Source organism: Prochlorococcus marinus XMU1404 (assembly GCF_017696175.1).
Taxonomy (GTDB): Bacteria; Cyanobacteriota; Cyanobacteriia; order PCC-6307; family Cyanobiaceae; genus Prochlorococcus_A; species Prochlorococcus_A marinus_X.
The window spans coordinates 427395-452955 of sequence record NZ_JAAORE010000003.1 but is presented as its reverse complement, the minus strand read 5'-3'; the positions used below and the strand labels follow the sequence as shown (position 1 = coordinate 452955).

Sequence of the window (25561 nt, the reverse complement as noted above, 5' to 3'; positions counted from 1 at the left end):
TATGTTTGATTCATTAGTTGATTTTCTTAAAACCAATATTGATGAATTAAATGGTCATGAAATAGAAATATCTAGTGAATTTAGAGAACATCACAATGAAGATTCAAAATATATTATTAAAAATTGGCTTTTTTCATCTCCAGAATATAGAAAGTGGCGAATAACAAGATTAGATGGTGGCAAAAAACTGCAAGTGTTTAATACGGTCGCATATCCAAATTTTGATAGTGAAATGCCTATTTTAGGAGCTGATATTTTATGGTTTGGAACTTCTCAAAAGTTATTAGCAATACTTGATTATCAACCTTTAATTCAAGAAGGCAAATATCTTGAAAAGTATTGTTCAAGTTTAGGTATTATAAAGAAAAAATATTCTGAATTTGATAATAATAAAATGAAGAATATATATGATTCAAAAAAGTATTTTTCCCCATGGGTGATTATATGTAGAGGTAATAAATTAAATCTTGATAGAGATTTAAATAATATTTTCCATTCATTTGTAAACAACTATTTTAACATTTATAAATCGAATCCTGTTAATCAATTTTTAAATGCAGAAGAAATAAAGATTAATCAAATTAAATATGATAAGTATAGTTTTGAAAAAGATCCTGCAGATAAATTGTTTAAATCTTTTTTTGGAGAAAAATGGACAAAAAAATTTATTAATAAATTTCTTTTTACATTAAATAATGAGATTATCAATTGAATGTTAATACAAGATACTATTTTTTATAGGCCAGATTGGAGATGGCATAATTTTCTAAAATATTTAACTAATAATTTAAGTAAACACAACTGTTTAGAAAAAATAATTCCTTCGGAATATTCTTATAAAGAATCTACTTATGGTTCAAAAAAATCAAAAAAAAATGTGTATCTCTCTACTTGGGTTGTAACGCATAAAAAAAGAATTAAATTAGCAAGAGCAGTCTGTATAAATAGTCCAAATTATTCTGTTTTAAATTTTTTAATTATTCCTAATACTATTTATAATGTCCCATTTTTTGGAGTAGATTTTGTTTCTCTACCTAATAGTCACTTATTAGTTTTAGATTTTCAGCCTTCATTAGAAATACATAATCAATACAATAATGAGTTATTAGAAAAGCTTATAAAACTCAAAAATCATTGTCATTCATCACTCCCATTAGCTGAAAAAATGTCTGTAGATGTAGCTAGATTTTTTTCTCCAGGAGTAATTTGGTCAAAATTACCAAAAGAAGAAAGAAGTGATTTTTTAATTGCTAATCAGCTTTATACCTCATTTAAGGAATATCTCAATTTGTATTTGAAAATTCTCTTCGAAAGCAAAGAAGCCAATATAGAACTGCAAAAAGAATTAATCAATGGTCAAAATAATTATTTGAAATATAGAAGAGATAACGATCCAGCAAGGCCAATGTTGTCGAGTTTGTTTGGTAAAGAATTTACTGAATCCTTAATTAAAGAAGTTTTATTTACTACTTAAAAGTCTTATAATTTATAAAAATTTGAATTCATATGAAAAAAATTTCTGTTCTTTTTGTATGTTTGGGAAATATTTGTAGGTCTCCTGCAGCAGAAGCTATCTTTAAATGTCTACTTGAAAGGAAGAGATTAACCGATGGCTTTATTGTAGATTCTGCTGGAACTGGGAGTTGGCATATTGGAAAAAAAGCTGACTCTAGGATGAGAATTGCGGCAGAAAGAAGAGATATAAATATCTTAAGCAGGGCTCGTCAAATTACGAGCAAAGATTTTGACGAATTTAACTATATTCTTGCGATGGATGACTCAAATTTTAGAAATATTCAAGATCTTAAAAATAGAACAGCTTCAAATGACTTTGCATCAATTAAAAAAATACAAGATTTTAGATCAGTTTTTAGTGAGCAAGAAGTTCCTGATCCATATTTTGGAGGTGATGAGGGCTTCGATTATGTCCTTGATATTTTAGAAGACTCTGTAAACGGTTTTTTGGAAAGTATTTCTTGAATTTATTTGATCTCAGTCTCTTTAGGAATCTTGTCATTATAAAGATCAATAATTTTATCCACTACCTCATTGATAGAATATCCATCCGTAATAATTTCTATTGCGTCATTCGCTTTTATTAGAGGTGAAATTTCCCTATTGGAATCTTCAAAATCTCTTTTCTTTAAAAGTTCTTTTAATGTATGAAGGTCTATTTCTTGTGAGTCTTTACTATTTTTATCAGATTTTCTTCTTTTTGCTCTTTCATCGATGCTAGCAGTTAAAAATATTTTAAGTTCTGCATGAGGAAAAACAGTAGTTCCTATATCTCTTCCCTCAGCTACAAGTCCGCCTGATTCTCCAATTTTTCTTTGTTCTTCTACTAAGAATTTTCTTACTTCTTTTATTGAGGAAATTTTAGAAACGATGGAACTTATCTTTTGCGACCTAATTTCTTCAGTAACACAATAGTTATTAACATAAACATCCTGATGTGAATTTGTATGCGACTTGAAAAAAATAGATATATCTTTAAGAACTTTATGTAATTTTTTTTCTTTTGTATAATCAATACTTTCTTTTATCATAAGCCAACTCAATGCCCTATACATGGCTCCAGTATCTAAATATAAAAGTTTAAGTTTCTTCGCTATTAACTTTGTTACAGTACTTTTACCTGATCCTGCAGGACCATCAATTGCAATAATCGGCTTTCTTTTCATTAGAAAAACGTGATCAATTAATCTTGTATCTCCACATCTTATCGCACCAGCCAGTAACGAAATGTTATCCTCAGATCTTGCTTTTTGGAGTGTATGAGGGTGTAAATGTTCTAAATATTCAATTGAAATTTTTTTTGCTGTTAGCTTTTTAATTATTTCGTTTAAATTGATCTTTTTTTCTTGTTGAAAATTTTTTTTTGCTTCTAATAACTCACTTGAAAAAAACCTAATCAATTTTCTTTCGTTTTTTGATAAATGTACATTACGTGAACTTAAAGGAATTCCATCAAAATCTCTTTGTGTAGGAATAGATTTAATAGCAACATTTAATTTCTTTGTTAGGACAAGATTTTTTAAAATTAAAAGTTGTTGCCAATCTTTTTCTCCTAAGTAAAGATTTTTTGGCTTGATGAGATTAAGTAATCTATAAACTACTGTACAAACCCCATCAAAATGCCCAATTCGATTTAATCCACATAATGCAGAAGATAATTCAATTGGTGCTTTTAGGAATTTAATATTTTTATTTTTCTCTGGATATATATCTTCATTACTTGGGATGAAGATGGCATCTGCGCCATTTGAAAAGGAGATTTTTATATCATTATCAATTGTTTTAGGGTAATTCTCTAAATCTAACTTGTTATCAAATTGAAGTGGATTAATAAAAATACTTACTAAATTAACATTAGAATTGTCATTTTTTGCTGTTGATATCAGTTTTATATGTCCATTATGAAGATTACCCATTGTTGGAATGAAGTTAACTTCACCATTTATATTTCTCCTCCAATTTTCTATTTCTTCAGTTTTCCTTATTATTAATTTCTTCACTTTGTTTTTAAAAAATAAATCTATTTGATAAATAATTACTGGACAAAAGCAATCTTAGGAGGAATATCTATATAGGGAAAGTCTATCATTTTTATTTCATGGATTACAAAACATCAGGTGTTGATATAGAAGCTGGACGAGAATTTGTTTCCGAAATTAAACAGGCAGTTGAAGGAACTCATACATCTAATGTGATTGAGGGTATTGGTGGGTTCGGAGGTTTGTTTAGAATTCCTATCGATAGTTTTAAAAAACCAGTTCTTGTTTCAGGAACTGATGGTGTTGGAACAAAATTAGAATTAGCCCAAAGTAAGAACTTTCACTTTGAGGTTGGTATTGATTTAGTTGCTATGTGCATGAACGATATCATTACTAGTGGTGCAAAACCTTTATTTTTTCTGGATTATATTGCCACTGGTAAACTCGATAAGAAACAGTTATTGCAGGTAGTTCAAGGAATTTCACATGGCTGCGGAGAAAATAACTGTTCATTACTTGGCGGAGAAACTGCTGAAATGCCTGGATTTTATTCAAAAAATAAGTATGATCTTGCAGGATTTTGTGTTGGAATAGTTGATGAAGATAAGCTTATTAATGGAAAAAAAGTATCTGAAAATGACTTAATAATTGCCTTAAAAAGTAATGGAGTGCATAGTAACGGCTTTAGTTTAGTAAGAAAAATTATTCAAAACAATAATCAAATAGATAAAGAATTTGAAAAAGTTTCTCATTTAAATTTTTATGATGAGTTATTGAAACCTACAAAAATTTACAATAATGTTATTAATCAAATGTTATCTGAGAATATAGAAATTAAAGCAATGTCTCATATTACTGGAGGCGGAATTCCAGAAAATTTACCAAGATGTATTCCTTCTGATTTTATTCCTTACATCAATACTAATTCTTGGGAAATACCTACTTTATTTAAATTCTTAAAAGATAAAGGAATGATTCCTGAAAAAGATTTTTGGAATACTTTCAATCTTGGAGTCGGATTTTGTTTAATTATTGATAAACAATTTAGGGACGCGGTATTAAGTATCTGTAAAGATCATGACATAGATAGTTGGGAAATTGGAAAGATAGTTCGAAAAAATGATTCAACAATTAGTAAATTTTTGCCAGAAATTTTAACTTAAATTTTTTTATCTTTTTTAAATGAGTTTTAAAAATTATTTTTTATACCCAAATGAAAAAGTTAGGTGTAATATAATAAAATCACCGCCGAATTATATCGGAAGTTTAAGTATTAAGATTTAACCTTTATTCAATGCCCTTTGCAAATAATCAAAGAATTACACGTAGACGTAGTTCCGCTGGCCCTACACCTCCAAAAAGACCAATAGGTAATAATTCTGAATCATTTGGTAGACAGGCTCAAGGCCCAAGACCAACTTTCTTGACACTAAGGGATCATGGGAAAGTTTTTGTCGCTGATTTGCCTAATTTGTCCGATGGTCAATTAGCCCATATTAGTAAGGAAGCTAATGAAGTTTTAAATAGTTTGGAAAAAAGACTTAGTGATCTTGAAAATGAACCTAATGTTAGTAATCCTGAAAACGATACGCTGATAAAAGCCTCTACCAAAAGAGATGTCACACTGAGGTTTATTAAATCAATAGAAGAAGAACAAGAACATAGAAAGAATAATCCTGCTTTACGAGATGCTGCATCTGAATCTTTACCAAGAACTTTTCTTGAGGTTGCTAGACATAGATTGCCTGGAGCAACTTTTGATTCACTACTTCGAGAGGCACTTGAAGCTTGTGCAGTTGATGAGAGTACTGAAGAAAATAAAGTTATTGATGAGCCTAAAGAAACTGTAAAAATTATGGATATACCCTCTTCCAACATAAATGCTTCACTTGTTGTTAGTATCGATTCAAGTGATGATTCCAAGAATGACTCTATTTGATTCAACACAAGAGTTAATAAGTTTTAAAGACCAAAATAATTCAAAAATTAACCTTACTTCAGAGAAAGATCCAATTTTATGTAATCATTGCAAAAGGACTGCATCAAATGGTGTTAGATGTTTAGGAATGTGTGTAGCAGATAATGATTACTAAAATAATTCAAATTTAGATACAAATAATCTGATGAAAATAATTAATAAATCCCTTTAATTTTAATTATTAATGAATATAAGGTATTATTTATCAATAATAAAAAAAGATTATTTTTCTATATGGCTATAAGTAATTGAAACTTGATATCCTTCATTTGAAATTGAAGTTCTTCGAAAACTTCATAATTAAATGCGTAAAAAAATTAAAGAAGGCGGCACCCAGATTCGAACTGGGGATAAAGGATTTGCAATCCTCTGCCTTACCACTTGGCCATGCCGCCGAGAAAGATTCGATTAAGTCTTTTTATGATCTTAACAGTAAGGTGTCTCATTCTCTATTAATTATATGCAATGGTCATGGAGAAGATGTAATAGCATCGGAAATAATAAAAAGATTACTGAAAAAAATAAAAAATAAAAATATTGAAGTTTTACCGTTAGTAGGAAATGGAGATGTATTTAATTCCATAAAATCAAAGAATTTTCGTAAAATAGGATTTTTAAAAGAGCTGCCTAGTGGAGGTTTTAGTAATCAAAGTCTGAAGGGATTTGTGCTTGATTTGTTTGCAGGATTTTTAATCGATAATTTAAGAAATTTTCTAATTGTAAGAAAGAAGTCAAAACATAATTGCAAAATTATTGCAGTAGGAGATTTCTTGCCATTACTTTACGCTTGGAGTTCAGAATGCGAATTTAGTTTTATTGGAACTCCCAAAAGTGATCATACTTGGAGTAGTGGCCCAGGTTGGGATTTAAGCGATTTTTATCATAAGTTGAAAGGTTCTGAATGGGATCTATGGGAAATGTTTTTAATGAAATCTCCAAGATGTAAAAATTTAATTATGAGAGATAAAATTACAGCTAATAATTTAAATAGAAAAAATATTGATGCAAAATACTTGGGTAATCCAATGATGGATTTTGTTAATGCAACAAACGAGAAGATATCAAATATTATTTCTTTTAAAAGGATTATTTTATTAGTTGGAAGTAGATACCCTGAAGCTCTCAAGAATCTTGATAATTTTCTGAATTGTTTGCAAGATTTTCATTTATCAAAGGATTTGGTAATACTTTTGCCTTTGAGCATTAATGCGAATGTGATTCAAATTCAAAGTTATTTAAACAAATATGGTTTTATAAAACAGAGTAAAGTTAAATTTCTAATTGATGAAGATTCAGTATGGAAAAAAAAAGATCAATATGTAGTGATTGGAAAAGGTAAATTCAATTCATGGGCCAATATGGCAGAGGTTGGCCTTTCTAATGCAGGAACTGCTACAGAGCAAATTGCTGGTCTTGGAATTCCATCTCTTTCTCTACCGGGACCTGGACCACAATTTACAAAATCATTTGCAAAAAGGCAATCAAGATTATTAGGAGGCAGTGTGTTGGTTTGCAAGAACAAAAAAATTCTTTTAAAACGTTTAAGTTTACTTTTGAAAGGAAAAGTTGATAGGTTAGAACAAGCAAAAATTGGAAAAAAAAGAATGGGGGAATCGGGAGCAAGTAAGAAAATCGTAGATGCGATAAACCTTAATTTGTTATCTTAGTAAATGGCACTAACTTATTAATTATTAATTCTTTTATGTATCCAATAAATGATCGGCAATATCTAAAAATTTGTGCAGAGATTGCAAAACTTATGAGTATAAGCTTATCCTCTGCTAAAAAGAAAGTAGAAATTCAAATTGCAAAAGAAGGTTCGAAAACTATTCAAGAAAAAATACAAGTTGCGCAAAATGTCTTAAAAATTTGTGAGAAAAATGATGGAGATAAATTAAGTTCTTCAAGAATACTTGATAAGCTTATGGAAACTCTTGATGGTGAAGATAATTTTTTAACTGAAGATTGATTTTTAATGTTCAAATATATTTGAAAATTTAAGTATGTCTAAATCAGCATGTACAGAAACTGTTTCGAAACATTTTTGAGCTAATTCATATCTATTCTCTCTTTCTAAGATAACCTTTAATTTATGCATAGCTTCAATTAAATATCTAACATCATTTGCTGCATAATCTAATTGATCTTTTGTTAAATCTTCGTTGCTACCCCAGTCACTACTTTGTGAGCTTTTGTCCAGTTCTATACCTAACAATTCATTAATTAAATCCTTTAAACCGTGTTTGTTTGTATAAGTTCTTGCCAACTTACTAGCAATTTTTGTACAAAAAATATTTTTTGTATTAATTTTAAGATTGCATTTTAGAGCTGCTACATCAAATCTCGCATAGTGAAATATTTTAGTAATTTTGTCATCTTCAAGAAGTGCTTTTAAATGAGGCGAAGAAGAAGTATTAAGTTCGATTTTTATACAAGATGTTTTTTTGAATTCATTGCATATTTGTACTAAACAGAGTCTATCTCTTCCATGAATTAAACCCATTGCTTCAGTGTCAATAGCTAGGTAGGATGATTTTTTATAAAGATTGTATAAATCTGCTGTTAAATCGCTATAAAGAAGATCAATATTTTTATTTTCAATAGTCATTTTTAAAAAGTATCCGTAATAATTTAATATTTAGAATATTACTTAAGATTTTATTTAATTAAGAATTTTCATCTAATAAAAATATTTTACAGAATAATTCTCAAAAATTATAATATGATGTAACTTTAATTTTTATTCTCGGGTTTCTAGAAAAAATTTATTTAATGTCCTATTCCTTAAATTCAACATTATTGCTAACAATTCTCTTGGCCATAGGATTATTTTTTTTTCTTAAGGCTTCGAGTAAAGATAGAACAACCATCGTTGAGATTTCATCTTCTCAGCAGCCAGTTAAGGTTTTAAATGGTTTATGTGAATGGCTTAATTTGAGGGGATGGAAGCAAACAGGAGGAGATTTTGAACAAAGAATTTTAATATTCAAGGGTCAAGTTATTTCTAGTAAATTTTTAGCAATTTTTTTAGGTTTTCTTGGCGGTTTTGGTTCTTGTGCTTTGGGATTAGTAATTATTCAAATATATCCTGAATTAGGTTGGTGGCCTATTCTTTTGGGATTAATTGGTGGCCCTTTGTCTGGAATTGTTTATTTTAAAAAATCAGCAAGAGAGGAGAAATTTGAATTAAGGTTGATCAACGAAAACGAAAATGATTCAACTTTCATGAGACTAAGAGCTCATAGGGATGAATTAATCTCTTTAGAAAATGAACTTGGCGAAAAACTTCAATTGAAAAGTGACGGTTCTTTATTTAAAACACCTATTTAAGATACTTTAAAAAATTATTCGATGATTTTTAATTAAAAATATTATTATCTATACAGAATTTCTCGAGCTCTTTATCATTTAACCAATCTTGGGGTTTTGTAAAAATTGATGTGAGAAACTCCTCTCGAGAACCCTTTTTAGGTTTATATCCATATTCCCATCTAGCTAAAGGCGGTAAGGACATTAATATAGATTCAGTTCTACCATTTGTTTGTAGTCCAAAAATCGTCCCTCTATCCCAAACTAAATTGAATTCGACATATCTACCTCTTCGATATAACTGGAATTCTCTTTCATGAGAAGTATATTTTTGAGAAGCTCTGTGTTCAACAATTGGTAGATAAGAGGGTAGGAATGCTTGCCCACAGTTTTCCGCTAAAGAAAATAAATTATCCCAGTTTAAATTAGTTTTGCCAATATTTTCTGAAGCTTTTGATGCCTCTCCATTTTGATTATTTCCTCTATAGATATTGCCTGAACCATCTTGATAATCATAAAAAATACCTCCTATGCCTCTAGATTCATTTCTATGCTTCAAGAAAAAATATTCATCACACCATGGTTTGAAAACTTTATGCAAATCTTTATCAACTTTCTCACAAGCTTTTTTATGCTCTTTATGAAAATTCCTCACATCAGAAAGATAAGGATAAAAAGGGGTTAAGTCTGCACCTCCACCAAACCACCAAACAGGACCAGCTTCGAAATAACGATAATTTAGATGAACTGTAGGAATATAGGGATTCTTAGGATGCAATACCATAGAAGTACCTGTAGCAAACCATTCATGACCTTTAGCTTCGGGCCTCTGAGAGATTATTGATTGAGGCAACTCTTTCCCATATACTTCAGAAAAATTTACTCCTGCTTGCTCAAAAATTGAACCGTTTTTTAATACTCTTGATCTTCCACCACCACCTTCGTCTCTTAGCCAAGACTCTTCGATAAATTTTCCTTTGCCATCTATATTTTCAAGGCCCGTACAAATTTTGTCTTGTAGAGTTAATAAGAGATTTTTAGTTTTTTCTCTCGAGCTTTTAGGAGGTTCTTTGAACATGTATTTAGTAAATCTTGAAGAAAAAAAATTTTTGGTTAATTATAAGTTTCCCTTTATAATTTCTCTTAGGGGGTCCTTATTTACTATTATTTGATAGTTCGACATAGTTCTTAATCTTTTAAACAGTCGACTACCTTGCCAAAATATTTAAAAATTTAATGACCACAATAGAAGATGCGAATTTTGCTTTACAAAAAGTTCTAGATGCTGGATCAAAGAAAAATGTAATTGAATTAGCTTGGATTAAAAACGTAAGAGTAACTATACCAAGAGTAATCGTAACACTATCATTACCATCATTTGCAAATTCTCAGAGAGATAGAATCGTACAAGAGGTTCGTAAAATATTACTAGATTTTGAAGATATTGAAGATGTTCAAATAGAGATAGATAATAATCTTTCCAAAACAGAATCTAAAACCGAAAGTAATGGTTCTGAATTGCAGAGGATTGATGGCATAAGACATATCATTGCTGTTAGCAGTGGTAAAGGTGGAGTTGGGAAAAGTACAATTGCAGTTAATCTTGCTTGTTCATTAGCTAAATTAGGCTTAAAAACTGGTTTACTGGATGCGGATATTTATGGACCTAATACTCCTTTAATGATGGGAGTCGCCGAACAGAATCCAAAGGTTACAGAAGGTAGTGGTACTGATCAAAGATTAATACCTATAAATAAATATGGAATTTCATTAGTATCAATGGGTTTCCTCATTGAAGAAGGTCAGCCAGTTATATGGAGAGGACCAATGCTAAATAGTATTATCCGTCAATTTCTATATCAAGTTGAATGGAATAATCTTGATTTTTTGGTTATTGACTTGCCTCCAGGAACAGGAGATGCTCAAATATCCCTTTCGCAATCTGTGCCTATTTCTGGAGCTATTGTTGTAACAACTCCACAACAAGTATCTTTGCAAGATGCAAGGAGGGGATTAGCAATGTTTAAACAACTTGGCGTACCATTATTAGGAATTGTAGAAAATATGTCAGTATTTATTCCGCCAGATATGCCAAGTAAAAAATATGAAATTTTTGGTAAAGGTGGTGGACAAACATTAGCGAAAGAAAATGACTTACCATTATTAGCCCAAATACCTATTGAAATTCCTGTTGTTGATGAAAGCAATAAAGGAATACCAATCTCAATTAGCCAGCCAAAGAAAGAAAGTTCTATTGAATTTAATAATTTAGCACAATTGATTAAAAATCATTTTGTTTATAGATAATTGAATTGATGTTTAGGAGAATTTCTTTATTAAATAAGAGAGGATCTTTACAAAAAAAAGACAGTTTTAATAGAGGATACTTATTTTCTCCACTACTTTTAATTCCCCTTTTTTTCGTTGTTATTTCGGGTTTTTTAATTAAAAGTATTCAAGGTGAATTTTTAGTATCGAATTATTTGAGTCATATCTTAACTGGTTTTTTAGGTTATTTTTTGGCATTTTTTATTTCTTATATACCGTTAGAGAGAATTAGAAAGTATTTGATCCCATTATATTTTTGTACTTTAATATCCTTATTTCTAATTTATTTTTTTGGGATCTCAGTTTCCGGTGCTCAAAGGTGGCTAAACTTGGGCATCTTTTCTTTTCAGCCTTCAGAAGTCGCAAAATTAAGTACTGTATTAACTCTTGCTTTAGTGCTTGACAGAAAAATAATCTTAACAATAAAAGACTTAGTATTGCCCTTTTTAGTAGTTATTGTTCCATGGTTATTAATTTTTTTTCAACCCGACTTAGGCACCTCTTTAGTTTTATTAGTTTTGACAGGTGTGATGCTCTATTGGTCTCAAATGCCTATAGAGTGGATTTTGATATTAATCTTTTGTATTGTTACTTCAATATTATATTTAACCTCACCAACTCTTCTTATTTTCTGGATTCCGTTTATGGGATATCTTGCTTATAGATCTTCGAAAAATAAAATTATTTTTTCTGCTCTCTCTATTTCGTTTCATTTATTAGTTGCAAAATTGACACCAATATTATGGCAATATGGCTTAAAAGATTATCAAAAAGATAGATTAGTTTTGTTTTTAGATCCAAATAGAGATCCATTAGGTGGCGGATATCATTTGATTCAGAGTCAAATTGCAATTGGTTCTGGTGGTCTTTGGGGTACTGGTTTGTTACAAGGTAAACTAACTAATTTGCAATTCATACCAGAACAACATACTGATTTTATATTCAGCGCTTTAGGCGAAGAGTTGGGCTTTGTAGGATGCATGATAGTTTTATTTATGTTCTTCTTTTTGATTAAGAAACTTATTGATACTGCAAAAATTGCTAGGACAAACTTTGAATCTCTAATCGTAATTGGAATCGCCGCAACTTTTTTATTTCAAATAATAATAAACTTATTTATGACTATTGGATTAGGACCAGTTACTGGAATTCCCCTCCCTTTTATGAGTTACGGTAGAACGGCATTAGTGATTAATTTTATATCTATTGGATTTGTCTTATCTATATTGAAACGTTCAAGAAAACTCAGAATTTAATGGAATCAAAAATAACGATAAAAAAGATTCAAGACCTCTTGATTAAAGGAGTTCAAACAATACATGTTGATGATGATACCTCTAGAAGAATGTGGTGGGCCTCTTTAGAAGTTATTCAAAAAGATTTTCTCTCTCAGAATTGCCAGCAGGGAGGTATTTGGGTCGCATCTCCTTTGCCTGCTCTTAACGATAAAAAATTTTTTAAAAAACTTAATGGCTGGTTGTGGTCTCCGGAGGGGTTCCCATACTTTCAAAAAGAGAATGCAGGTTTTTTACCAGTTAATCATTCAGCTAAAATAAAAAATGATTTAAATTTTATTAGTAATTATAAAGTCTTAAATCTTAGTCAAAAAGATGGTTATGAACCATTTTTAATGATTATTACACCAAATTTTCAATGTATCTTATCAATAATAGGCGAAAAAGATAAGAAAATCCTATTAATGAAATGTGATGAAGAAAGCTTAAAAATTTCAATTGAATTAATACATGCGAAATTAAATCAAGAAAATTATGATGAAGGGGTTAAATTTCGTCAAGCAATTAATAATTTGGGCATGCTTAATATTAATAATCAATTTGAAAAAATTTTTTGGCCTACATTATCAGCAAAATTAGCAAAGTTGGGGCCAAACCACAACATACAAAATTATTTAAAAAATGATGAACAAAATGAGAAAATAACTGAAGCAAAATTGTTACGAGCAATTTCTCACGAAGTAAGGACTCCTTTAGCCACTATTAGAACCCTAATAAGTTCTACTTTGAAAAAATATAATATGGATGAATCCATGAGAAATCGTTTAATTCAAATAGATAATGAATGCAATGAACAAATAGATAGATTCGGTTTAATCTTTAATGCGGCAGAATTAGTCAGTAACGAAAGTCCTTCATCAAATAACTTGGCAAAAATCAACTTAGCTGAAATTTTTAATAAACTTTCTCCTCTATGGAATAAACAATTAAACCGACGTGGAATATCTTTAAAGATAGACATTCCCAGTCAACTCCCTCAAATTTTGAGTGATTCTGAAAAATTAGAATTAATGTTAAGGGGATTAATTGATAAAAATACTAGAGGGTTACATGAGGGTAGTACATTGATTTTAGAATTAAGACCGGCAGGTCAAAAACTGAAACTTCAACTAAAAGTACAGAAATTAAATAGTAAGAATAAAGAAATACCAAAAATAGATAATGGGTCTGATTTGGGACCTGTTTTAAATTGGAATCCTCAAACCGGTAGCCTACAACTAAGTCAGAACGCTACTCAAAAGTTGTTAGCTAGTTTAGGAGGACATGTCACACAAAGGCGTGATGCCGGTTTGACAGTATTTTTTCCCATTTCAGATTCAAATTAAAATAAAGCAATAAATTTTACTTTTATTAAATAATGTAGAAACTTTTCCATTAATTATGAAATTTGTAAAATATGAATGCTAATTTCTTATTATAAATAACTCAAAATCTAGGATGACTGAAACTTTAGTTGGTCAATTTCCAAAGCATATAGGAAGTACTGGTGGTTTATTAAACTCAGCAGAAACTGAAGAAAAATATGCAATTGTATGGAAAAGTACGAAAGAACAAGCATTTGAATTGCCTACAGGCGGTGCCGCTATCATGCATGAAGGTGATAATTTAATGTACTTTGCAAGAAAAGAACAATGCCTCGCTTTGGGAACACAATTACGAGCTTTTAAACCAAGAATTGAGGATTTTAAAATCTATAGAATTTTTCCAGGTGGAGATATTGAATTTTTACATCCTAAAGATGGAGTCTTTCCTGAGAAAGTTAACGAAGGCAGAGAAAAAGTAGGCCATAACCCAAGAAGAATAGGTGAGAATCCTAATCCAGCTGGGTTGAAATTCACAACTAAGAATACTTTTGATTAACTTCTTTAAAGTTGATATAAAAAAAGAATTTATTTATAATTTGGGTTGACATTATAAGTATGATCAGCTCTCAGAAAGATAGTTTTTTTAAAGCTTACAAAGAAGGTAAAAATTTTATACCTATCACTCAAACTTGGCCTGCTGATTTAGAAACCCCATTATCAACTTGGTTAAAATTATCCTCGCAAGATTCTCATGGTGTTTTCCTTGAGTCTGTAGAAGGTGGGGAAAGTTTGGGTAGATGGAGTATTGTGGCTACTAAACCTCTCTGGGAAGCGGTTTGTAACGGCGAAGAAATAGTGAAAACTTGGAATAATGGAAAAACTGAAATTTATAAAGGAGATCCTTTTGATATTTTAAGAACTTGGACAAAAGAATATAAGTCAACCATGCTTGATAACTTACCATCAATTGGACAATTATATGGCTCTTGGGGATATGAACTAATCAATCGAATAGAACCAAGTGTTCCAATTAATGAAATGTCAGAAAACAATATTCCTTATGGCTCTTGGATGTTTTTTGATCAGTTAGTTGTTTTTGATCAAATAAAAAGATGTATTACTGCAGTTGTTTATGCAGATACAACTTCTTCTAAAGATTCTTCTATTGAAGAGGTGTATCAAAACTCAATTTCTAAAATTCAGGAAACTAGAAATTTAATGAGAGTCCCTCTAAAAGAAAATGAGTTTTTAGATTGGAATGAAAATGATAATATGAACTTAAATCTTGAAAGTAATTGGAAGAAAAAAGATTTTGAGGATGCAGTTCTCTCTGCAAAAGAATTTATAAGAAAAGGAGATATTTTCCAAATAGTTATAAGTCAAAGATTCCAAACTAAAGTAAATAACGATCCCTTTAATTTGTATAGAAGTTTGAGGATGGTTAATCCATCTCCATACATGTCATTTTTTGATTTTGGCTCATGGTATCTGATAGGCTCAAGTCCTGAAGTAATGGTTAAAGCTGAAAAAAATAAATATAGTCAAATTGTTGCAAGTTTAAGACCAATAGCTGGAACAAGACCTAGAGGTATTGATAATCAACAAGACATAGAATTAGAAAAGGATTTATTAAAAGATCCGAAAGAGATAGCTGAGCATGTAATGCTTATTGATCTTGGGAGAAATGATCTTGGAAGAGTTTGTGAAATTGGTACTGTGAAGGTTAAAGATTTAATGGTTATTGAGAAATATTCACATGTTATGCATATAGTTAGTGAAGTTGAGGGAATCTTAAAAAACAGTGCTGATGTATGGGATTTACTAAAAGCATCTTTCCCCGCTGGGACAGTAACTGGTGCGCCAAAAATAAGAGCTATGCAATTGATTAATCACTTTGAAAAAGATGCTAGGGGCCCATATGCAGGTGTTTACGGATCTATTGATATTAACGGTGCATTAAATACCGCAATTACTATAAGAACAATGATAGTTAGGCCCACAAAAGATGGGAAATATGATGTTTCAGTTCAGGCAGGAGCTGGAATAGTTGCTGATTCTTCTCCTGAAAATGAATATCAAGAGACGATAAATAAAGCAAAGGGGATATTAAAAGCATTAGCCTGTCTGGATAAATAAATGAGTCAAAATAATCTTTGTAAAGGTTTTGAGGTAGAACTTTTCACAGGTTCTTTAAATTCACATATTGGTGTTTCAGCCGATATCGAAGCAAAATTTTCTAATTTTGTGAAAGAGCCAGATAGCAGAAATGTTGAATACATAACAACACCAGAAAAAGAATATAAGTTTTTACACGAGAAATTAATAACTCCTAGAAAAAAATTAAGGCAATGGCTAAATGGTAAAGGGTTAACAATTATTCCTTCATCCACTCTTTGTTTTAAACACGATAATCAATTTCAAAGATCTGATATTGATAATGAGTATCATCAATTTATAGAAGATAATTATGGAATTTCTATTGCAACTTCAAGTGTTCATATAAATATAGGAATAGATGACTTAGATAAGCTTTTTGCTGCTATAAGATTAATAAGATCTGAGGCTGCTTTATATCTATCGATAAGTGCTAGCTCTCCTTTTTTAAATAATAAAATTACGGAAAATCACTCACAGAGATGGATTCAATTTCCCAAAACACCACGTAAAGTCCCCCTTTTTGTAAATCACAATAACTACGTAGATTGGATCGAGGAAAATATAGATAATAAAAATATGCAGAATATTAGACATTTTTGGTCTTCAATCCGACCAAATGGTCCCCAAAGGCCTTTAATTCTCGATCGTTTGGAATTAAGAATTTGTGATTTTGTTCATGATATCAATTTGCTATTAGGGATAACAGCTATGCTAGAACTAAGAATTTTAAATCTTTTTGAAAATATAAATACTTTAGATCCTTTGACTGCGAGTATTTTTTCTATTGATCAATTATCAGAAATATGTGATCAAAATGAAATGAATGCTGCTAAAGATAGTTTGAATTCAGAGTTACTACACTGGCAAGATGGCAAAAAAGTTATTTGTAGAGAATGGATTCAACAATTATTATCAGATTTATCATCTACTGCAGAAAAATTTAATATGAAACATCTTTTGAAACCCATCCATAAAGTGCTCGAAGAGGGTAATCAATCTATGAAATGGATAAACCAATATAAAGGAGGTCTCTCTATTGAGCAGATAATGAAAATTTCTATCGAAGATATGATTAAGAGTGAAGACGAAAATTTTTGATTATTTAAATAAATATTTGATCTTAACATTTTCACTTGTGACATAATGATTATATGGAATCTTTTCAACAGATAAAAAATAATAGAGTGGATCTGATTAGTAATAATGATTCACTTGATAAAAGTCGCCTTTTAATAGAGGATCTATGGGAATCTGTTCTCAGAGAAGAATGCCCAGATGATCAAGCAGAGAGATTGATACAGCTTAAAGAATTGAGTTATTCAAAACAAATTGATGGTGATAGTTCAAAAACTTCTAAAAGTGAAATAGTTGATATCGTAAATTCTATGGATTTAGCTGAATCCATAGCTGCCGCAAGGGCGTTCTCGTTATATTTTCAACTAGTAAATATTTTGGAACAAAGAGTGGAGGAAGATAGATATATTCAAAGCTTTACCAATAAAAATGTTCAAAAATCTCCCGATAATCTTGATCCTTTTGCCCCAGCATTGGCAAGACAAAATGCTCCTGTCACTTTTAGAGAATTATTTTATAGGTTAAGGAAATTAAATGTACCTCCAGGGAAATTAGAGGCTCTATTGCAGGAAATGGATATTCGTTTAGTTTTTACTGCACACCCGACAGAGATAGTAAGACATACGATTAGACATAAGCAAACTAGAGTCGCAAATTTGTTAAAAAAAATACAGGTTGAGCAATTTTTAACAAAAGAAGAAAAAAATTCTTTAAAAACTCAATTAAAAGAGGAAGTGAGACTTTGGTGGAGAACAGATGAATTGCATCAATTTAAACCTTCAGTTCTGGACGAAGTAGATTATGCCTTGCATTATTTTCAGCAGGTTTTATTTAATGCGATGCCTCAATTGAGAGGCAGAATTGCTGAAGCACTCATCGAAAACTATCCTGATGTTCAGATGCCCTCTGAATCTTTTTGTAATTTCGGTTCTTGGGTCGGCTCCGATAGGGATGGTAATCCATCAGTAACTCCTGACATAACATGGCGTACTGCTTGCTACCAAAGGCAGTTGATGTTGGAAAGATATATTATGGCAACATCTAATCTTAGAGATCAATTAAGTGTCTCAATGCAATGGAGTCAAGTAAGTTCTTCTTTATTAGAATCATTAGAAACAGATAGGGTTAAGTTCCCAGAAATCTATGAAGCCAGGGCGACAAGATACAGATCAGAACCTTACAGATTGAAATTAAGTTATATTTTAGAAAAACTCAGACTAACACAAGAAAGGAATAATTTATTAGCTAAAAGTGGGTGGAAACTTGACTTAGAGGGAGAAATAGAAACTAAAAATATAGATCAAGTTGAAAACTTATATTACAAATCAGTAAACGAATTTACTTATGATCTCGAACTGATCAAAAATAGCCTGATTAGTACAGATTTAACTTGTGAGGCGGTAAACACCTTACTTACTCAGGTTCATATTTTCGGATTTTCTTTGGCAAGTTTAGATATTCGTCAAGAAAGTACAAAGCATAGTGATGCTTTACAAGAACTTACAAATTATCTTGATTTATCTGTGCAATATGATCAAATGTCTGAGGAAGAGAAAATTAAATGGCTTGTAGATGAATTAAATACAAAAAGACCTTTAATTTCATCTGATGTTAACTGGACTCAAGCTACTGAAGAAACTTTTTCAGTTTTTAAAATGGTTAAGAGATTGCAGCAAGAATTTGGTAGTCGTATCTGCCATTCTTACGTAATTTCAATGAGTCATAGTGCATCTGATTTGCTTGAAGTTCTCCTACTCGCAAAAGAAATGGGACTTCTTGATAAGAATTCACAAAAGTCAAAATTATTAGTTGTCCCTCTTTTTGAGACTGTTGAAGACCTTAAACGAGCCCCGGAAGTAATGGAAAAGTTGTTTAAATTAGATTTTTACAAATCGTTATTGCCAAAAGTTGGAGAATCTTTTAAACCTCTTCAAGAATTAATGCTTGGATATTCTGATAGTAATAAAGATTCAGGGTTTGTTTCTAGTAATTGGGAAATTCATAGAGCTCAAATAGCTCTTCAAAATCTTGCAAGTAAAAATAATATATTGCTAAGACTTTTTCATGGAAGAGGCGGTTCTGTAGGAAGAGGGGGAGGACCAGCCTATCAGGCAATATTGGCTCAACCAAGCGGAACCTTAAAAGGGAGAATAAAAATAACAGAACAAGGTGAAGTTTTAGCTTCAAAATATAGTCTGCCAGAACTAGCTTTATACAATTTAGAAACTGTTACTACAGCTGTTATTCAAAATAGTTTAGTAAATAATAGACTCGATGCTACTCCTGAATGGAATCAATTAATGTCTAGGCTCGCAGAAACATCAAGGTCTCATTATAGAAAATTAGTTCATGAAAATCCTGATTTGTTGAATTTTTTCCAAGAGGTAACTCCAATAGAAGAAATAAGTAAATTACAGATTTCTAGCAGGCCTGCTAGAAGAAAAAAGGGTGCAAAGGATTTATCCAGTTTAAGAGCTATTCCATGGGTATTCGGTTGGACACAAAGTAGATTTCTTTTGCCCAGTTGGTTTGGAGTAGGGACAGCATTATCATCTGAATTGAATTCCGACCCGAAACAAATTGAATTGTTAAGAGTTCTGCATCAAAGATGGCCATTTTTCAGAATGCTTATATCTAAGGTGGAAATGACATTATCTAAGGTTGATTTGGAAGTCGCTAAATATTACGTTGATACCCTTGGTAGTGAAGAAAATAAAGATTCTTTTGATCTTATTTTTGAAGTAATTTCTAAAGAATATAATCTTACGAAATCTTTAATACTTGAAATTACTGGTAAAAATAAACTCCTCGAATCTGATAGAGACTTAAAATCATCAGTTAGCTTGAGAAATAAGACAATTATTCCATTGGGATTTTTGCAAGTTTCACTTTTAAGAAGACTTAGAGATCAAACAAGACAACCCCCTATTAGCGAATTTCTTATTGATAAAGATGAATCTAGAAGAGCTTATAGTAGAAGTGAATTATTGAGAGGTGCACTTTTAACAATTAATGGAATAGCAGCTGGAATGAGAAATACAGGTTGATCATTGCAATATTTCTCTAAAAAAAAACTTATTCTCCCAGAAGGTTATTTTGTTAACTCTTCTCAGATCCCATTAGCTAAAGAAGTTAACAAGCTTTTATCAAATTGTGGTTGTGAGACATTCCCAATTAAATCTCTTTCTAAGGCTATTCAGCAAAGTAATTTCTTTTTTACCATACAGAATGAATTTAAAAATAAACTATATGGTTTTGTAAGGGTTACATCAGACAGAGGACTTAATGCAAACTTATGGAATTTAAGTGCAGTACCAGGAATTAATCAGCAACTTTACTATTCAATGTTGATAAATTTAACTCTTGAGAAAATAAATCGAGAAATGCCAGGATGCAGTATTTCTGTACAAGCTCCAGAATCTTCATTTAAGAGTTTAGAAGAAAGTGGATTCATATTGGATCCAAACGGAATAAGAGTGATGGGATATAAGCTTTAAAAATCATTTTACGAGCATGGAGGGATTCGAACCCCCGACTCTCAGAACCGGAATCTGATGCTCTATCCAACTGAGCTACATGCCCTTAATTTACAATTTCTTTAAAGAAAATCTAAATATTTTAAACTTAGCTAATTTAATTAATGAATGCACAAAAAAAATTTTTTTAAATAAACTAAAAATTCAAAATTTTCGGAACCATAAAAGTTTTGAAATTGACCTTAAAGAGCAAAGAGCTATTGTTCTAGGTTGTAACGGAATTGGTAAGTCAAATTTACTTGAATCAATTGAATTTTTAAGTCAATTAAAATCTAATAGAGCCTTAAGTGATAAAGACTTAATAGAAAATGATAGTGATATGGCTGTTGTTATTGGACAGGTTGATTTTAGAGATGATTTAAAGTTAAATTTATTTCGAAAAGGCTCTAAAAAAATTTACGTTAATGAATCAATCTTAAAAAAGCAGAGTGAAATAAAGAACTATATTCGAAGTGTATGTTTTTGTTCTAATGATATTGATATTGTTCGGTGTGAACCAAGTTATCGAAGAACATGGATTGATAAAGTTGTATCTCAGCTTGAGCCAGTATATTCAGAATTGATAAGTAGATTTAACAGACTTTTAAAGCAAAGAAGTCATTTCTGGCGTTCAGAAAGTTTCCTGAAGAACCAATCCTCAGAAGTTGTTGAAACCTTTGATATTCAAATGTCAATTATAAGTACAAGAATTTTTAGGCGTAGAAGAAGGGCTTTATTAAAAATAAAACCATATGTTGAATATTGGCATAATCACTTAAGTAAAGCTAAAGAGCAAATAGGTATTAATTATCTTTCAGGGATACAAAATATAATTCCAGAAGAAGAAGAAGAGGAAGTTATTAGTAAGAAAATAGCAGAACAACTATTAAAGCAGCGTTCATTAGAAGCATTGACTGGTAAATGTAATTTTGGACCTCATCGTGATGATATTGAGTTTCTAATTAATAATGTTTCAGTTAGAAAATATGGTTCATCAGGTCAGCAAAGAACTTTTATTTTAGCTTTAAAAATGGCTGAACTAGATTTATTAAATAAAACATTCAATGTCCCTCCAATATTTATATTGGATGACGTTTTAGCGGAACTAGATATAACAAGACAAAATTTGTTGTTAAATTCTGTTGGAAAAGATAGCCAATGTTTTATAAGTGCGACACATCTAGATAAATTTAATCAGTCTTTTTTAGGCTCTTCACAAATGATTTACTTATAATTCTAAAAGTATCCATTTTTGGCTAATCTTGTATTTATATAAACTTTTTTGATGGCAGTCCCTAAAAAAAACCAAATTTTAAGTTCGTTTAATAATGACCAAAAATTCAGGCATCAAAGCAAACACCTTTTATTGGAACTTTATAGATGCGATTACGAAAAATTAAATGATGAATCCTTTTTGCGATGTACATTAACTAGAGCTGCAAAATTTGCAAGAGCAACAGTTTTGAATTTGATGAGCAATAAATTTGAACCTCAAGGGGTTACAGCAATTGCATTGCTTGCTGAATCCCATATTTCAATACATACTTGGCCTGAATCTAATTATTCTGCAGTTGATATCTTTACATGTGGTCAAAATATGTTGCCAGAGCTTGCAAGTAAATATTTAATTGAAGCTTTAAAAGCTGAAGAACATTCTTTACGTGTCATTGAGCGAAATCCACCTGCAGCAGTTCTTAAACAGATGAGAACAATTGTTTAACCTGCAAAAATTATCGATTTAATTTTCCGCTTATCAGTCCTTCAAGATCCAAGCTAGTGCAATTAAATCCTAAATTAGAAAAATATTGAACTATATCACTAAAATTATAATTTTTAAGAAAATGCTTAAATTCTTTTTTGGGAATTTCTATTCTAGCCGTTAACCCTTGGCATCTAACCCTAACCTCTGACAAGCCACCATCTTTGAGATATTCTTCTGCTTTCTCAACCATTTTAAGCCTCTCACTGGTTATTGCATCGCCATATGGAAATCTTGATGACAAGCAAGGTTGAGCAGGCTTATCCCACCAAGGGAAACCTAATGCTCTTGATATGTCTCGAATATCTTGTTTTGAGAATTTAAATTGTGCAAGGGGAGAGATAACGCCTGCTTTTTTTGCAGCTTGGATACCTGGCCTGTAATCTTGAAGATCATCAAGATTCACTCCGTCTAAAACAACTTTGTAATTAAGTTTTTTAGAAAAGTAGTTTGTATGTTTGTGAAGCTCTTTTTTACATGCAAAGCACCTATCTTTGGGATTGTCGCTGTAACTTGCTTGGTCTAATTCCGATGTTTTAATTTCTAAATGCTTCACCCCAATCCACTTAGCCTGACTTCTTGCTTCTTCGCGAAGTGTATTGGCCAATGCAGGAGAAACTCCAGTAATCGCTATTGCTTTGCTGCCTAATTGCTCAAATGCTATTGATGCTACTAATGTACTGTCGACCCCACCTGAATAAGCAATACAAACACTATTAAGACTTTGAATGAAACTTCTAATTCTATAAAGCTTTTCACTTTGTTCATCAGTGAGAATTTCTAGTTGATTGAACATGCTAATTACTTTAGAATTCAAATTATCTATGAATCAGGTTGAATTTATTATTAAATTTTTAATAATATTCTTAACTATATCTTAGATTAATGCTATTCACTTTGTTCAATTGACAAATACAAGTAGAAATAGAGGAATTGGAATTGTTACAGCTAGTGACAGCCAAGAGAGATCAAAAGGTCAATTACATATTTATGATGGGGAGGGTAAGGGTAAAAGTCAGGCGGCTTTGGGTGTTGTGCTAAGGACGATAGGATTAGGTATATGCGAAAAAAGACAGTCAAGAGTCTTACTTCTCAGATTTTTGAAGGGCCCTGAGAGGCCATATGATGAGGATTCGGCTATAGAGGCCTTGCAAAGAGGCTTCCCACACTTAATTGACCATGTAAGGACAGGAAGATCGGAATTCTTTACTGCTGACCAGGTGACAAAATTTGATATTAGCGAGGCTGAAAGAGGTTGGAATATTGCTAAAGGAGCTATTGCTAGTTCTCTTTATTCTGTAGTTGTACTAGATGAGTTGAATCCGGTTCTTGATTTAGGAATGCTTGATATTAAGGAAGTAGTTGATTCTCTTCATAATCGTCCTGATGGCTTGGAGATAATTATCACCGGAAGGGCAGCCCCTCCCTCTTTGGTAAGAATATCTCAACTACATTCTGAAATGAGATCACGTTTAGGAGGAGACTTATCAAAGTTAACTGCAAAAAATCATAATACTGGTGGAATTGAGATTTATACAGGTGAAGGAAAAGGTAAATCTACAAGTGCACTTGGTAAGGCTCTTCAAGCTATTGGTAAAGGAATATCTCAAGATAAAAGTCATAGAGTTTTAATATTACAGTGGTTAAAAGGTGGTAATGGATATACCGAAGATGCTGCTATTGAAGCTTTGAGAGAAAGTTATCCGCATTTGGTAGATCATTTGCGATCAGGGAGAGATGCGATTGTATGGAGAGGTCAGCAACAACCAATTGATTACGTTGAGGCTGAAAGAGCATGGGAAATAGCAAAAGCTGCAATTTTGAGCGGTTTGTATAAGACAATTATTTTGGATGAATTGAACCCAACTGTTGATTTAGAACTGCTACCTGTAGAATCTATACATCAAACGCTCTTAAAAAAACCAACAGATACAGAAGTTGTTATTACTGGGAGATGTAAAAATGAACCTTCATACTTTGAACTTGCCGATGTTTACTCTGAAATGGTTTGTCATAAGCATTACGCAAATGTTGGAGTTGATTTAAAAAGAGGAGTAGATTATTAAAAAATCTTTAAAGTATTAATTGCTTAATATTTTTTTTACCTTTTCAATACCACCCACAATTGATCTCGATTGAATTTTGAATTTAGACAATATCTTTGAAGCTTTTTCAGAACGTTTGCCCGATTTACATATGGTGAAAATCTCTTTGATTAAACTTTCTTTTTGAATAAATTTTAAGTCAGACTCTTGTTGCAAATGACTTAGTGGAATTGATATTGAACCTTCTATTGCAGAAGTGGAAAATTCTTCATTTTCCCTGACATCAATTAAAAGAATTTTGTTGGGTTTTGTTTTGTATAAGCTATTAAAATCATTAGCATCGATTCTTTTGATTTCACTATTTTTCTCAGAACATTCATCGTCATTATAAAAGTCCGCAAACTGAGAAAGATCTTTTATTCGTTTATTTACTTGAGCACTTTTTAGATGTAATTTTTTCATATTCATATTCAATAGATCAAAAACCAGAATTTTCCCATCTAAGATTTCACCTTTTTTTAAAATGATTTTGATAATCTCATTTACTTGAAAAATCCCTATCAAACCTGTAGAAATCCCCAAAACCCCGTATTCTGAACAACTAGGGATAGCATTTTTTACAGGGGATTCTGGAAGCAGGTCTCTTAAATTTGGACTATTTTTATATAAGTTAAAAACACTCACTTGCCCTTCAAAGCCTTGTACACTTCCAAACACGAGAGGCTTTTTTAGTATCAAGCATGCATCATTTATCAAATATCTAGTGCCAAAGTTATCTGAGCAGTCACAAATAATATCAAATTTTCGAATTATTTTTAGAGCATTTTCAGGATTAATTCGCTCCTCATAAGTTAATACCTCAGAATTAGGATTTAATTTTTTTATTCTTTCTTGCGCAGATTCAATTTTAAGATTGCCAATAGTATTCGTTTCATGAATAATCTGTCTTTGGAGATTAGACTTCTCAACGTAATCGTTATCTACTATTCCAATTTTTCCAATTCCTGTTGCCGCTAGATAAAGCAAAACAGAAGAACCAAGACCGCCTGCTCCTATACATAATACTGAGCAGTTTTTCAGTTCTAGTTGACCCTCATAACCTATGTCTTTTAGTGTTAAATGTTTTTGATATCTTTCTTGTTCATCTGTGTTTAAGAAATTAAATTTGATATTTTTTGAGAATGTCATTTTTAATTTCGAAATAATCTTATGAAGATATGATAATTAAAATTAATAATTTCACCTTTTTAAGGTTTGCTATTTTTGGGATTTTTAATGTTTTTGTTATAAGAAGACAATATTG

At 31.0% G+C, this 25561-nt stretch carries 25 protein-coding genes and 2 tRNA genes; 20 read left to right on the top strand and 7 right to left on the bottom strand.

The features are described 5' to 3' along the window. Position 1: 1 nt before the first annotated feature. Genes HA144_RS08835 through HA144_RS08825 form a run of 3 tightly spaced genes read left to right on the top strand, consistent with a single transcriptional unit; the run spans position 2 to position 1980 of the window. Complete coding sequence (locus tag HA144_RS08835; RefSeq protein ID WP_209043678.1) at positions 2–712, top strand: 15,16-dihydrobiliverdin:ferredoxin oxidoreductase; 711 nt, start codon at positions 2–4, stop codon at positions 710–712. Continuing rightward, the gene (locus tag HA144_RS08830) at positions 713–1474 is read left to right on the top strand and encodes a phycoerythrobilin:ferredoxin oxidoreductase (RefSeq protein ID WP_209043677.1); all 762 of its coding nucleotides are present in this window, start codon (positions 713–715) and stop codon (positions 1472–1474) included. It abuts the gene before it with no gap. A 32-nt stretch (positions 1475–1506) separates the two neighbouring features. Beyond that, positions 1507–1980: a low molecular weight protein-tyrosine-phosphatase gene (locus HA144_RS08825; protein WP_209043676.1), complete on the top strand. Its 474-nt coding sequence runs from the start codon at positions 1507–1509 to the stop codon at positions 1978–1980. A 2-nt stretch (positions 1981–1982) separates the two neighbouring features. On the opposite strand, the gene HA144_RS08820 is transcribed toward HA144_RS08825, so the two are convergent. Beyond that, a complete protein-coding gene (locus tag HA144_RS08820; RefSeq protein WP_209043675.1) occupies positions 1983–3515 on the bottom strand; it encodes a bifunctional pantoate--beta-alanine ligase/(d)CMP kinase in 1533 nt (510 codons plus the stop codon). A gap of 98 nt (positions 3516–3613) precedes the next feature. Between HA144_RS08820 and purM the strand changes: the two genes are divergently transcribed. The 3 genes from purM (at position 3614) to HA144_RS08805 (ending at position 5587) form a co-directional block, all read left to right on the top strand. After that, the gene (gene purM / locus HA144_RS08815; protein ID WP_209043674.1) at positions 3614–4657 is read left to right on the top strand and encodes a phosphoribosylformylglycinamidine cyclo-ligase; all 1044 of its coding nucleotides are present in this window, start codon (positions 3614–3616) and stop codon (positions 4655–4657) included. Positions 4658–4788: 131 nt separating this feature from the next. Then, the gene (locus tag HA144_RS08810; RefSeq protein ID WP_209043673.1) at positions 4789–5433 is read left to right on the top strand and encodes a histidine phosphotransferase; all 645 of its coding nucleotides are present in this window, start codon (positions 4789–4791) and stop codon (positions 5431–5433) included. Further along, on the top strand, positions 5420–5587 hold the full coding sequence (locus HA144_RS08805; protein WP_179850891.1) for a hypothetical protein: 168 nt from the start codon (positions 5420–5422) through the stop codon (positions 5585–5587). The genes HA144_RS08810 and HA144_RS08805 overlap by 14 nt, the downstream gene beginning before the upstream one ends. 209 nt (positions 5588–5796) lie before the next feature. On the opposite strand, the gene HA144_RS08800 is transcribed toward HA144_RS08805, so the two are convergent. Next, a tRNA-Cys gene (locus HA144_RS08800) sits at positions 5797–5867 on the bottom strand. A 42-nt stretch (positions 5868–5909) separates the two neighbouring features. Here HA144_RS08800 and HA144_RS08795 point away from each other — a divergent pair. Both HA144_RS08795 and HA144_RS08790 read left to right on the top strand, forming a co-directional pair. Further along, the gene (locus tag HA144_RS08795) at positions 5910–7139 is read left to right on the top strand and encodes a lipid-A-disaccharide synthase-related protein (RefSeq protein ID WP_348535051.1); all 1230 of its coding nucleotides are present in this window, start codon (positions 5910–5912) and stop codon (positions 7137–7139) included. A 35-nt stretch (positions 7140–7174) separates the two neighbouring features. Further along, positions 7175–7441: a hypothetical protein gene (locus HA144_RS08790; protein ID WP_025972613.1), complete on the top strand. Its 267-nt coding sequence runs from the start codon at positions 7175–7177 to the stop codon at positions 7439–7441. 3 nt (positions 7442–7444) lie between these two features. On the opposite strand, the gene HA144_RS08785 is transcribed toward HA144_RS08790, so the two are convergent. After that, positions 7445–8080 (bottom strand): ribonuclease H-like domain-containing protein, encoded by a 636-nt coding sequence (locus tag HA144_RS08785; protein ID WP_209043672.1) that lies wholly within the window; start codon positions 8078–8080, stop codon positions 7445–7447. A gap of 164 nt (positions 8081–8244) precedes the next feature. On the opposite strand from HA144_RS08785, the gene HA144_RS08780 reads away from it, so the two are divergent. After that, positions 8245–8802, top strand: coding sequence for a cofactor assembly of complex C subunit B (locus HA144_RS08780; protein ID WP_209043671.1), 558 nt, complete (start codon positions 8245–8247; stop codon positions 8800–8802). A 28-nt stretch (positions 8803–8830) separates the two neighbouring features. On the opposite strand, the gene hemF is transcribed toward HA144_RS08780, so the two are convergent. Further along, entirely contained in the window at positions 8831–9859 is a 1029-nt protein-coding gene (gene hemF / locus HA144_RS08775; RefSeq protein WP_209043670.1) for an oxygen-dependent coproporphyrinogen oxidase, read from the bottom strand. Positions 9860–10017: 158 nt separating this feature from the next. Between hemF and HA144_RS08770 the strand changes: the two genes are divergently transcribed. From HA144_RS08770 to HA144_RS08735, 8 genes are all read left to right on the top strand, one after another. Then, entirely contained in the window at positions 10018–11088 is a 1071-nt protein-coding gene (locus HA144_RS08770) for an Mrp/NBP35 family ATP-binding protein (RefSeq protein WP_209043669.1), read from the top strand. Positions 11089–11096: 8 nt separating this feature from the next. Continuing rightward, positions 11097–12365 carry a rod shape-determining protein RodA gene (gene rodA / locus HA144_RS08765; RefSeq protein ID WP_209043668.1) on the top strand — a complete coding sequence of 423 codons (1269 nt, stop codon included), beginning with the start codon at positions 11097–11099 and terminating at the stop codon, positions 12363–12365. Beyond that, entirely contained in the window at positions 12365–13729 is a 1365-nt protein-coding gene (locus tag HA144_RS08760; protein ID WP_209043667.1) for a sensor histidine kinase, read from the top strand. Before rodA ends, HA144_RS08760 begins: the two co-directional genes overlap by 1 nt. A 112-nt stretch (positions 13730–13841) precedes the next feature. After that, positions 13842–14264: a photosystem I reaction center subunit II PsaD gene (locus tag HA144_RS08755; RefSeq protein WP_209043666.1), complete on the top strand. Its 423-nt coding sequence runs from the start codon at positions 13842–13844 to the stop codon at positions 14262–14264. A 59-nt stretch (positions 14265–14323) separates the two neighbouring features. Beyond that, a complete protein-coding gene (locus tag HA144_RS08750; protein ID WP_209043665.1) occupies positions 14324–15844 on the top strand; it encodes an anthranilate synthase component I family protein in 1521 nt (506 codons plus the stop codon). Further along, complete coding sequence (gene gshA / locus HA144_RS08745) at positions 15845–16963, top strand: glutamate--cysteine ligase (protein WP_209043664.1); 1119 nt, start codon at positions 15845–15847, stop codon at positions 16961–16963. It begins immediately after the preceding gene. Positions 16964–17016: 53 nt separating this feature from the next. Continuing rightward, positions 17017–19986 carry a phosphoenolpyruvate carboxylase gene (gene ppc / locus HA144_RS08740; RefSeq protein ID WP_209043663.1) on the top strand — a complete coding sequence of 990 codons (2970 nt, stop codon included), beginning with the start codon at positions 17017–17019 and terminating at the stop codon, positions 19984–19986. Positions 19987–19989: 3 nt separating this feature from the next. Then, entirely contained in the window at positions 19990–20436 is a 447-nt protein-coding gene (locus tag HA144_RS08735; protein ID WP_209043662.1) for an N-acetyltransferase, read from the top strand. Between the two features lie 11 nt (positions 20437–20447). Here the strand turns inward: HA144_RS08735 and HA144_RS08730 are convergent. Continuing rightward, a tRNA-Arg gene (locus HA144_RS08730) sits at positions 20448–20521 on the bottom strand. On the opposite strand from HA144_RS08730, the gene recF reads away from it, so the two are divergent. Next, a complete protein-coding gene (gene recF, locus HA144_RS08725; protein ID WP_245152884.1) occupies positions 20516–21688 on the top strand; it encodes a DNA replication/repair protein RecF in 1173 nt (390 codons plus the stop codon). The two genes, HA144_RS08730 and recF, sit on opposite strands and share 6 nt — an antisense overlap. A gap of 51 nt (positions 21689–21739) precedes the next feature. After that, entirely contained in the window at positions 21740–22174 is a 435-nt protein-coding gene (gene speD, locus HA144_RS08720) for an adenosylmethionine decarboxylase (protein ID WP_209043661.1), read from the top strand. Between the two features lie 10 nt (positions 22175–22184). On the opposite strand, the gene larE is transcribed toward speD, so the two are convergent. Further along, positions 22185–23009, bottom strand: coding sequence for an ATP-dependent sacrificial sulfur transferase LarE (larE, locus tag HA144_RS08715; RefSeq protein WP_209043660.1), 825 nt, complete (start codon positions 23007–23009; stop codon positions 22185–22187). Positions 23010–23118: 109 nt separating this feature from the next. Between larE and HA144_RS08710 the strand changes: the two genes are divergently transcribed. Beyond that, complete coding sequence (locus tag HA144_RS08710) at positions 23119–24279, top strand: cob(I)yrinic acid a,c-diamide adenosyltransferase (protein ID WP_209043659.1); 1161 nt, start codon at positions 23119–23121, stop codon at positions 24277–24279. Between the two features lie 15 nt (positions 24280–24294). Here HA144_RS08710 and HA144_RS08705 read toward each other — a convergent pair whose 3' ends face one another. Further along, positions 24295–25446, bottom strand: a complete 1152-nt coding sequence (locus tag HA144_RS08705; RefSeq protein ID WP_209043658.1) for a ThiF family adenylyltransferase — start codon at positions 25444–25446, stop codon at positions 24295–24297. Positions 25447–25561: the final 115 nt, after the last annotated feature.

Excerpts from the sequence above, each read along its gene's own strand:
- HA144_RS08835 (WP_209043678.1), top strand. The coding sequence starts at position 2 with ATGTTTGATTCATTAGTTGATTTTCTTAAAACCAATATTGATGAATTA.
- HA144_RS08830 (WP_209043677.1), top strand. The coding sequence starts at position 713 with ATGTTAATACAAGATACTATTTTTTATAGGCCAGATTGGAGATGGCAT.
- HA144_RS08825 (WP_209043676.1), top strand. The coding sequence starts at position 1,507 with ATGAAAAAAATTTCTGTTCTTTTTGTATGTTTGGGAAATATTTGTAGG.
- purM (WP_209043674.1), top strand. The coding sequence starts at position 3,614 with ATGGATTACAAAACATCAGGTGTTGATATAGAAGCTGGACGAGAATTT.
- HA144_RS08810 (WP_209043673.1), top strand. The coding sequence starts at position 4,789 with ATGCCCTTTGCAAATAATCAAAGAATTACACGTAGACGTAGTTCCGCT.
- HA144_RS08805 (WP_179850891.1), top strand. The coding sequence starts at position 5,420 with ATGACTCTATTTGATTCAACACAAGAGTTAATAAGTTTTAAAGACCAA.
- HA144_RS08790 (WP_025972613.1), top strand. The coding sequence starts at position 7,175 with ATGTATCCAATAAATGATCGGCAATATCTAAAAATTTGTGCAGAGATT.
- HA144_RS08785 (WP_209043672.1), bottom strand. The coding sequence starts at position 8,080 with ATGACTATTGAAAATAAAAATATTGATCTTCTTTATAGCGATTTAACA.
- HA144_RS08780 (WP_209043671.1), top strand. The coding sequence starts at position 8,245 with ATGTCCTATTCCTTAAATTCAACATTATTGCTAACAATTCTCTTGGCC.
- hemF (WP_209043670.1), bottom strand. The coding sequence starts at position 9,859 with ATGTTCAAAGAACCTCCTAAAAGCTCGAGAGAAAAAACTAAAAATCTC.
- HA144_RS08770 (WP_209043669.1), top strand. The coding sequence starts at position 10,018 with ATGACCACAATAGAAGATGCGAATTTTGCTTTACAAAAAGTTCTAGAT.
- rodA (WP_209043668.1), top strand. The coding sequence starts at position 11,097 with ATGTTTAGGAGAATTTCTTTATTAAATAAGAGAGGATCTTTACAAAAA.
- HA144_RS08760 (WP_209043667.1), top strand. The coding sequence starts at position 12,365 with ATGGAATCAAAAATAACGATAAAAAAGATTCAAGACCTCTTGATTAAA.
- HA144_RS08755 (WP_209043666.1), top strand. The coding sequence starts at position 13,842 with ATGACTGAAACTTTAGTTGGTCAATTTCCAAAGCATATAGGAAGTACT.
- HA144_RS08750 (WP_209043665.1), top strand. The coding sequence starts at position 14,324 with ATGATCAGCTCTCAGAAAGATAGTTTTTTTAAAGCTTACAAAGAAGGT.
- gshA (WP_209043664.1), top strand. The coding sequence starts at position 15,845 with ATGAGTCAAAATAATCTTTGTAAAGGTTTTGAGGTAGAACTTTTCACA.
- ppc (WP_209043663.1), top strand. The coding sequence starts at position 17,017 with ATGGAATCTTTTCAACAGATAAAAAATAATAGAGTGGATCTGATTAGT.
- recF (WP_245152884.1), top strand. The coding sequence starts at position 20,516 with ATGCCCTTAATTTACAATTTCTTTAAAGAAAATCTAAATATTTTAAAC.
- speD (WP_209043661.1), top strand. The coding sequence starts at position 21,740 with ATGGCAGTCCCTAAAAAAAACCAAATTTTAAGTTCGTTTAATAATGAC.
- larE (WP_209043660.1), bottom strand. The coding sequence starts at position 23,009 with ATGTTCAATCAACTAGAAATTCTCACTGATGAACAAAGTGAAAAGCTT.
- HA144_RS08705 (WP_209043658.1), bottom strand. The coding sequence starts at position 25,446 with ATGACATTCTCAAAAAATATCAAATTTAATTTCTTAAACACAGATGAA.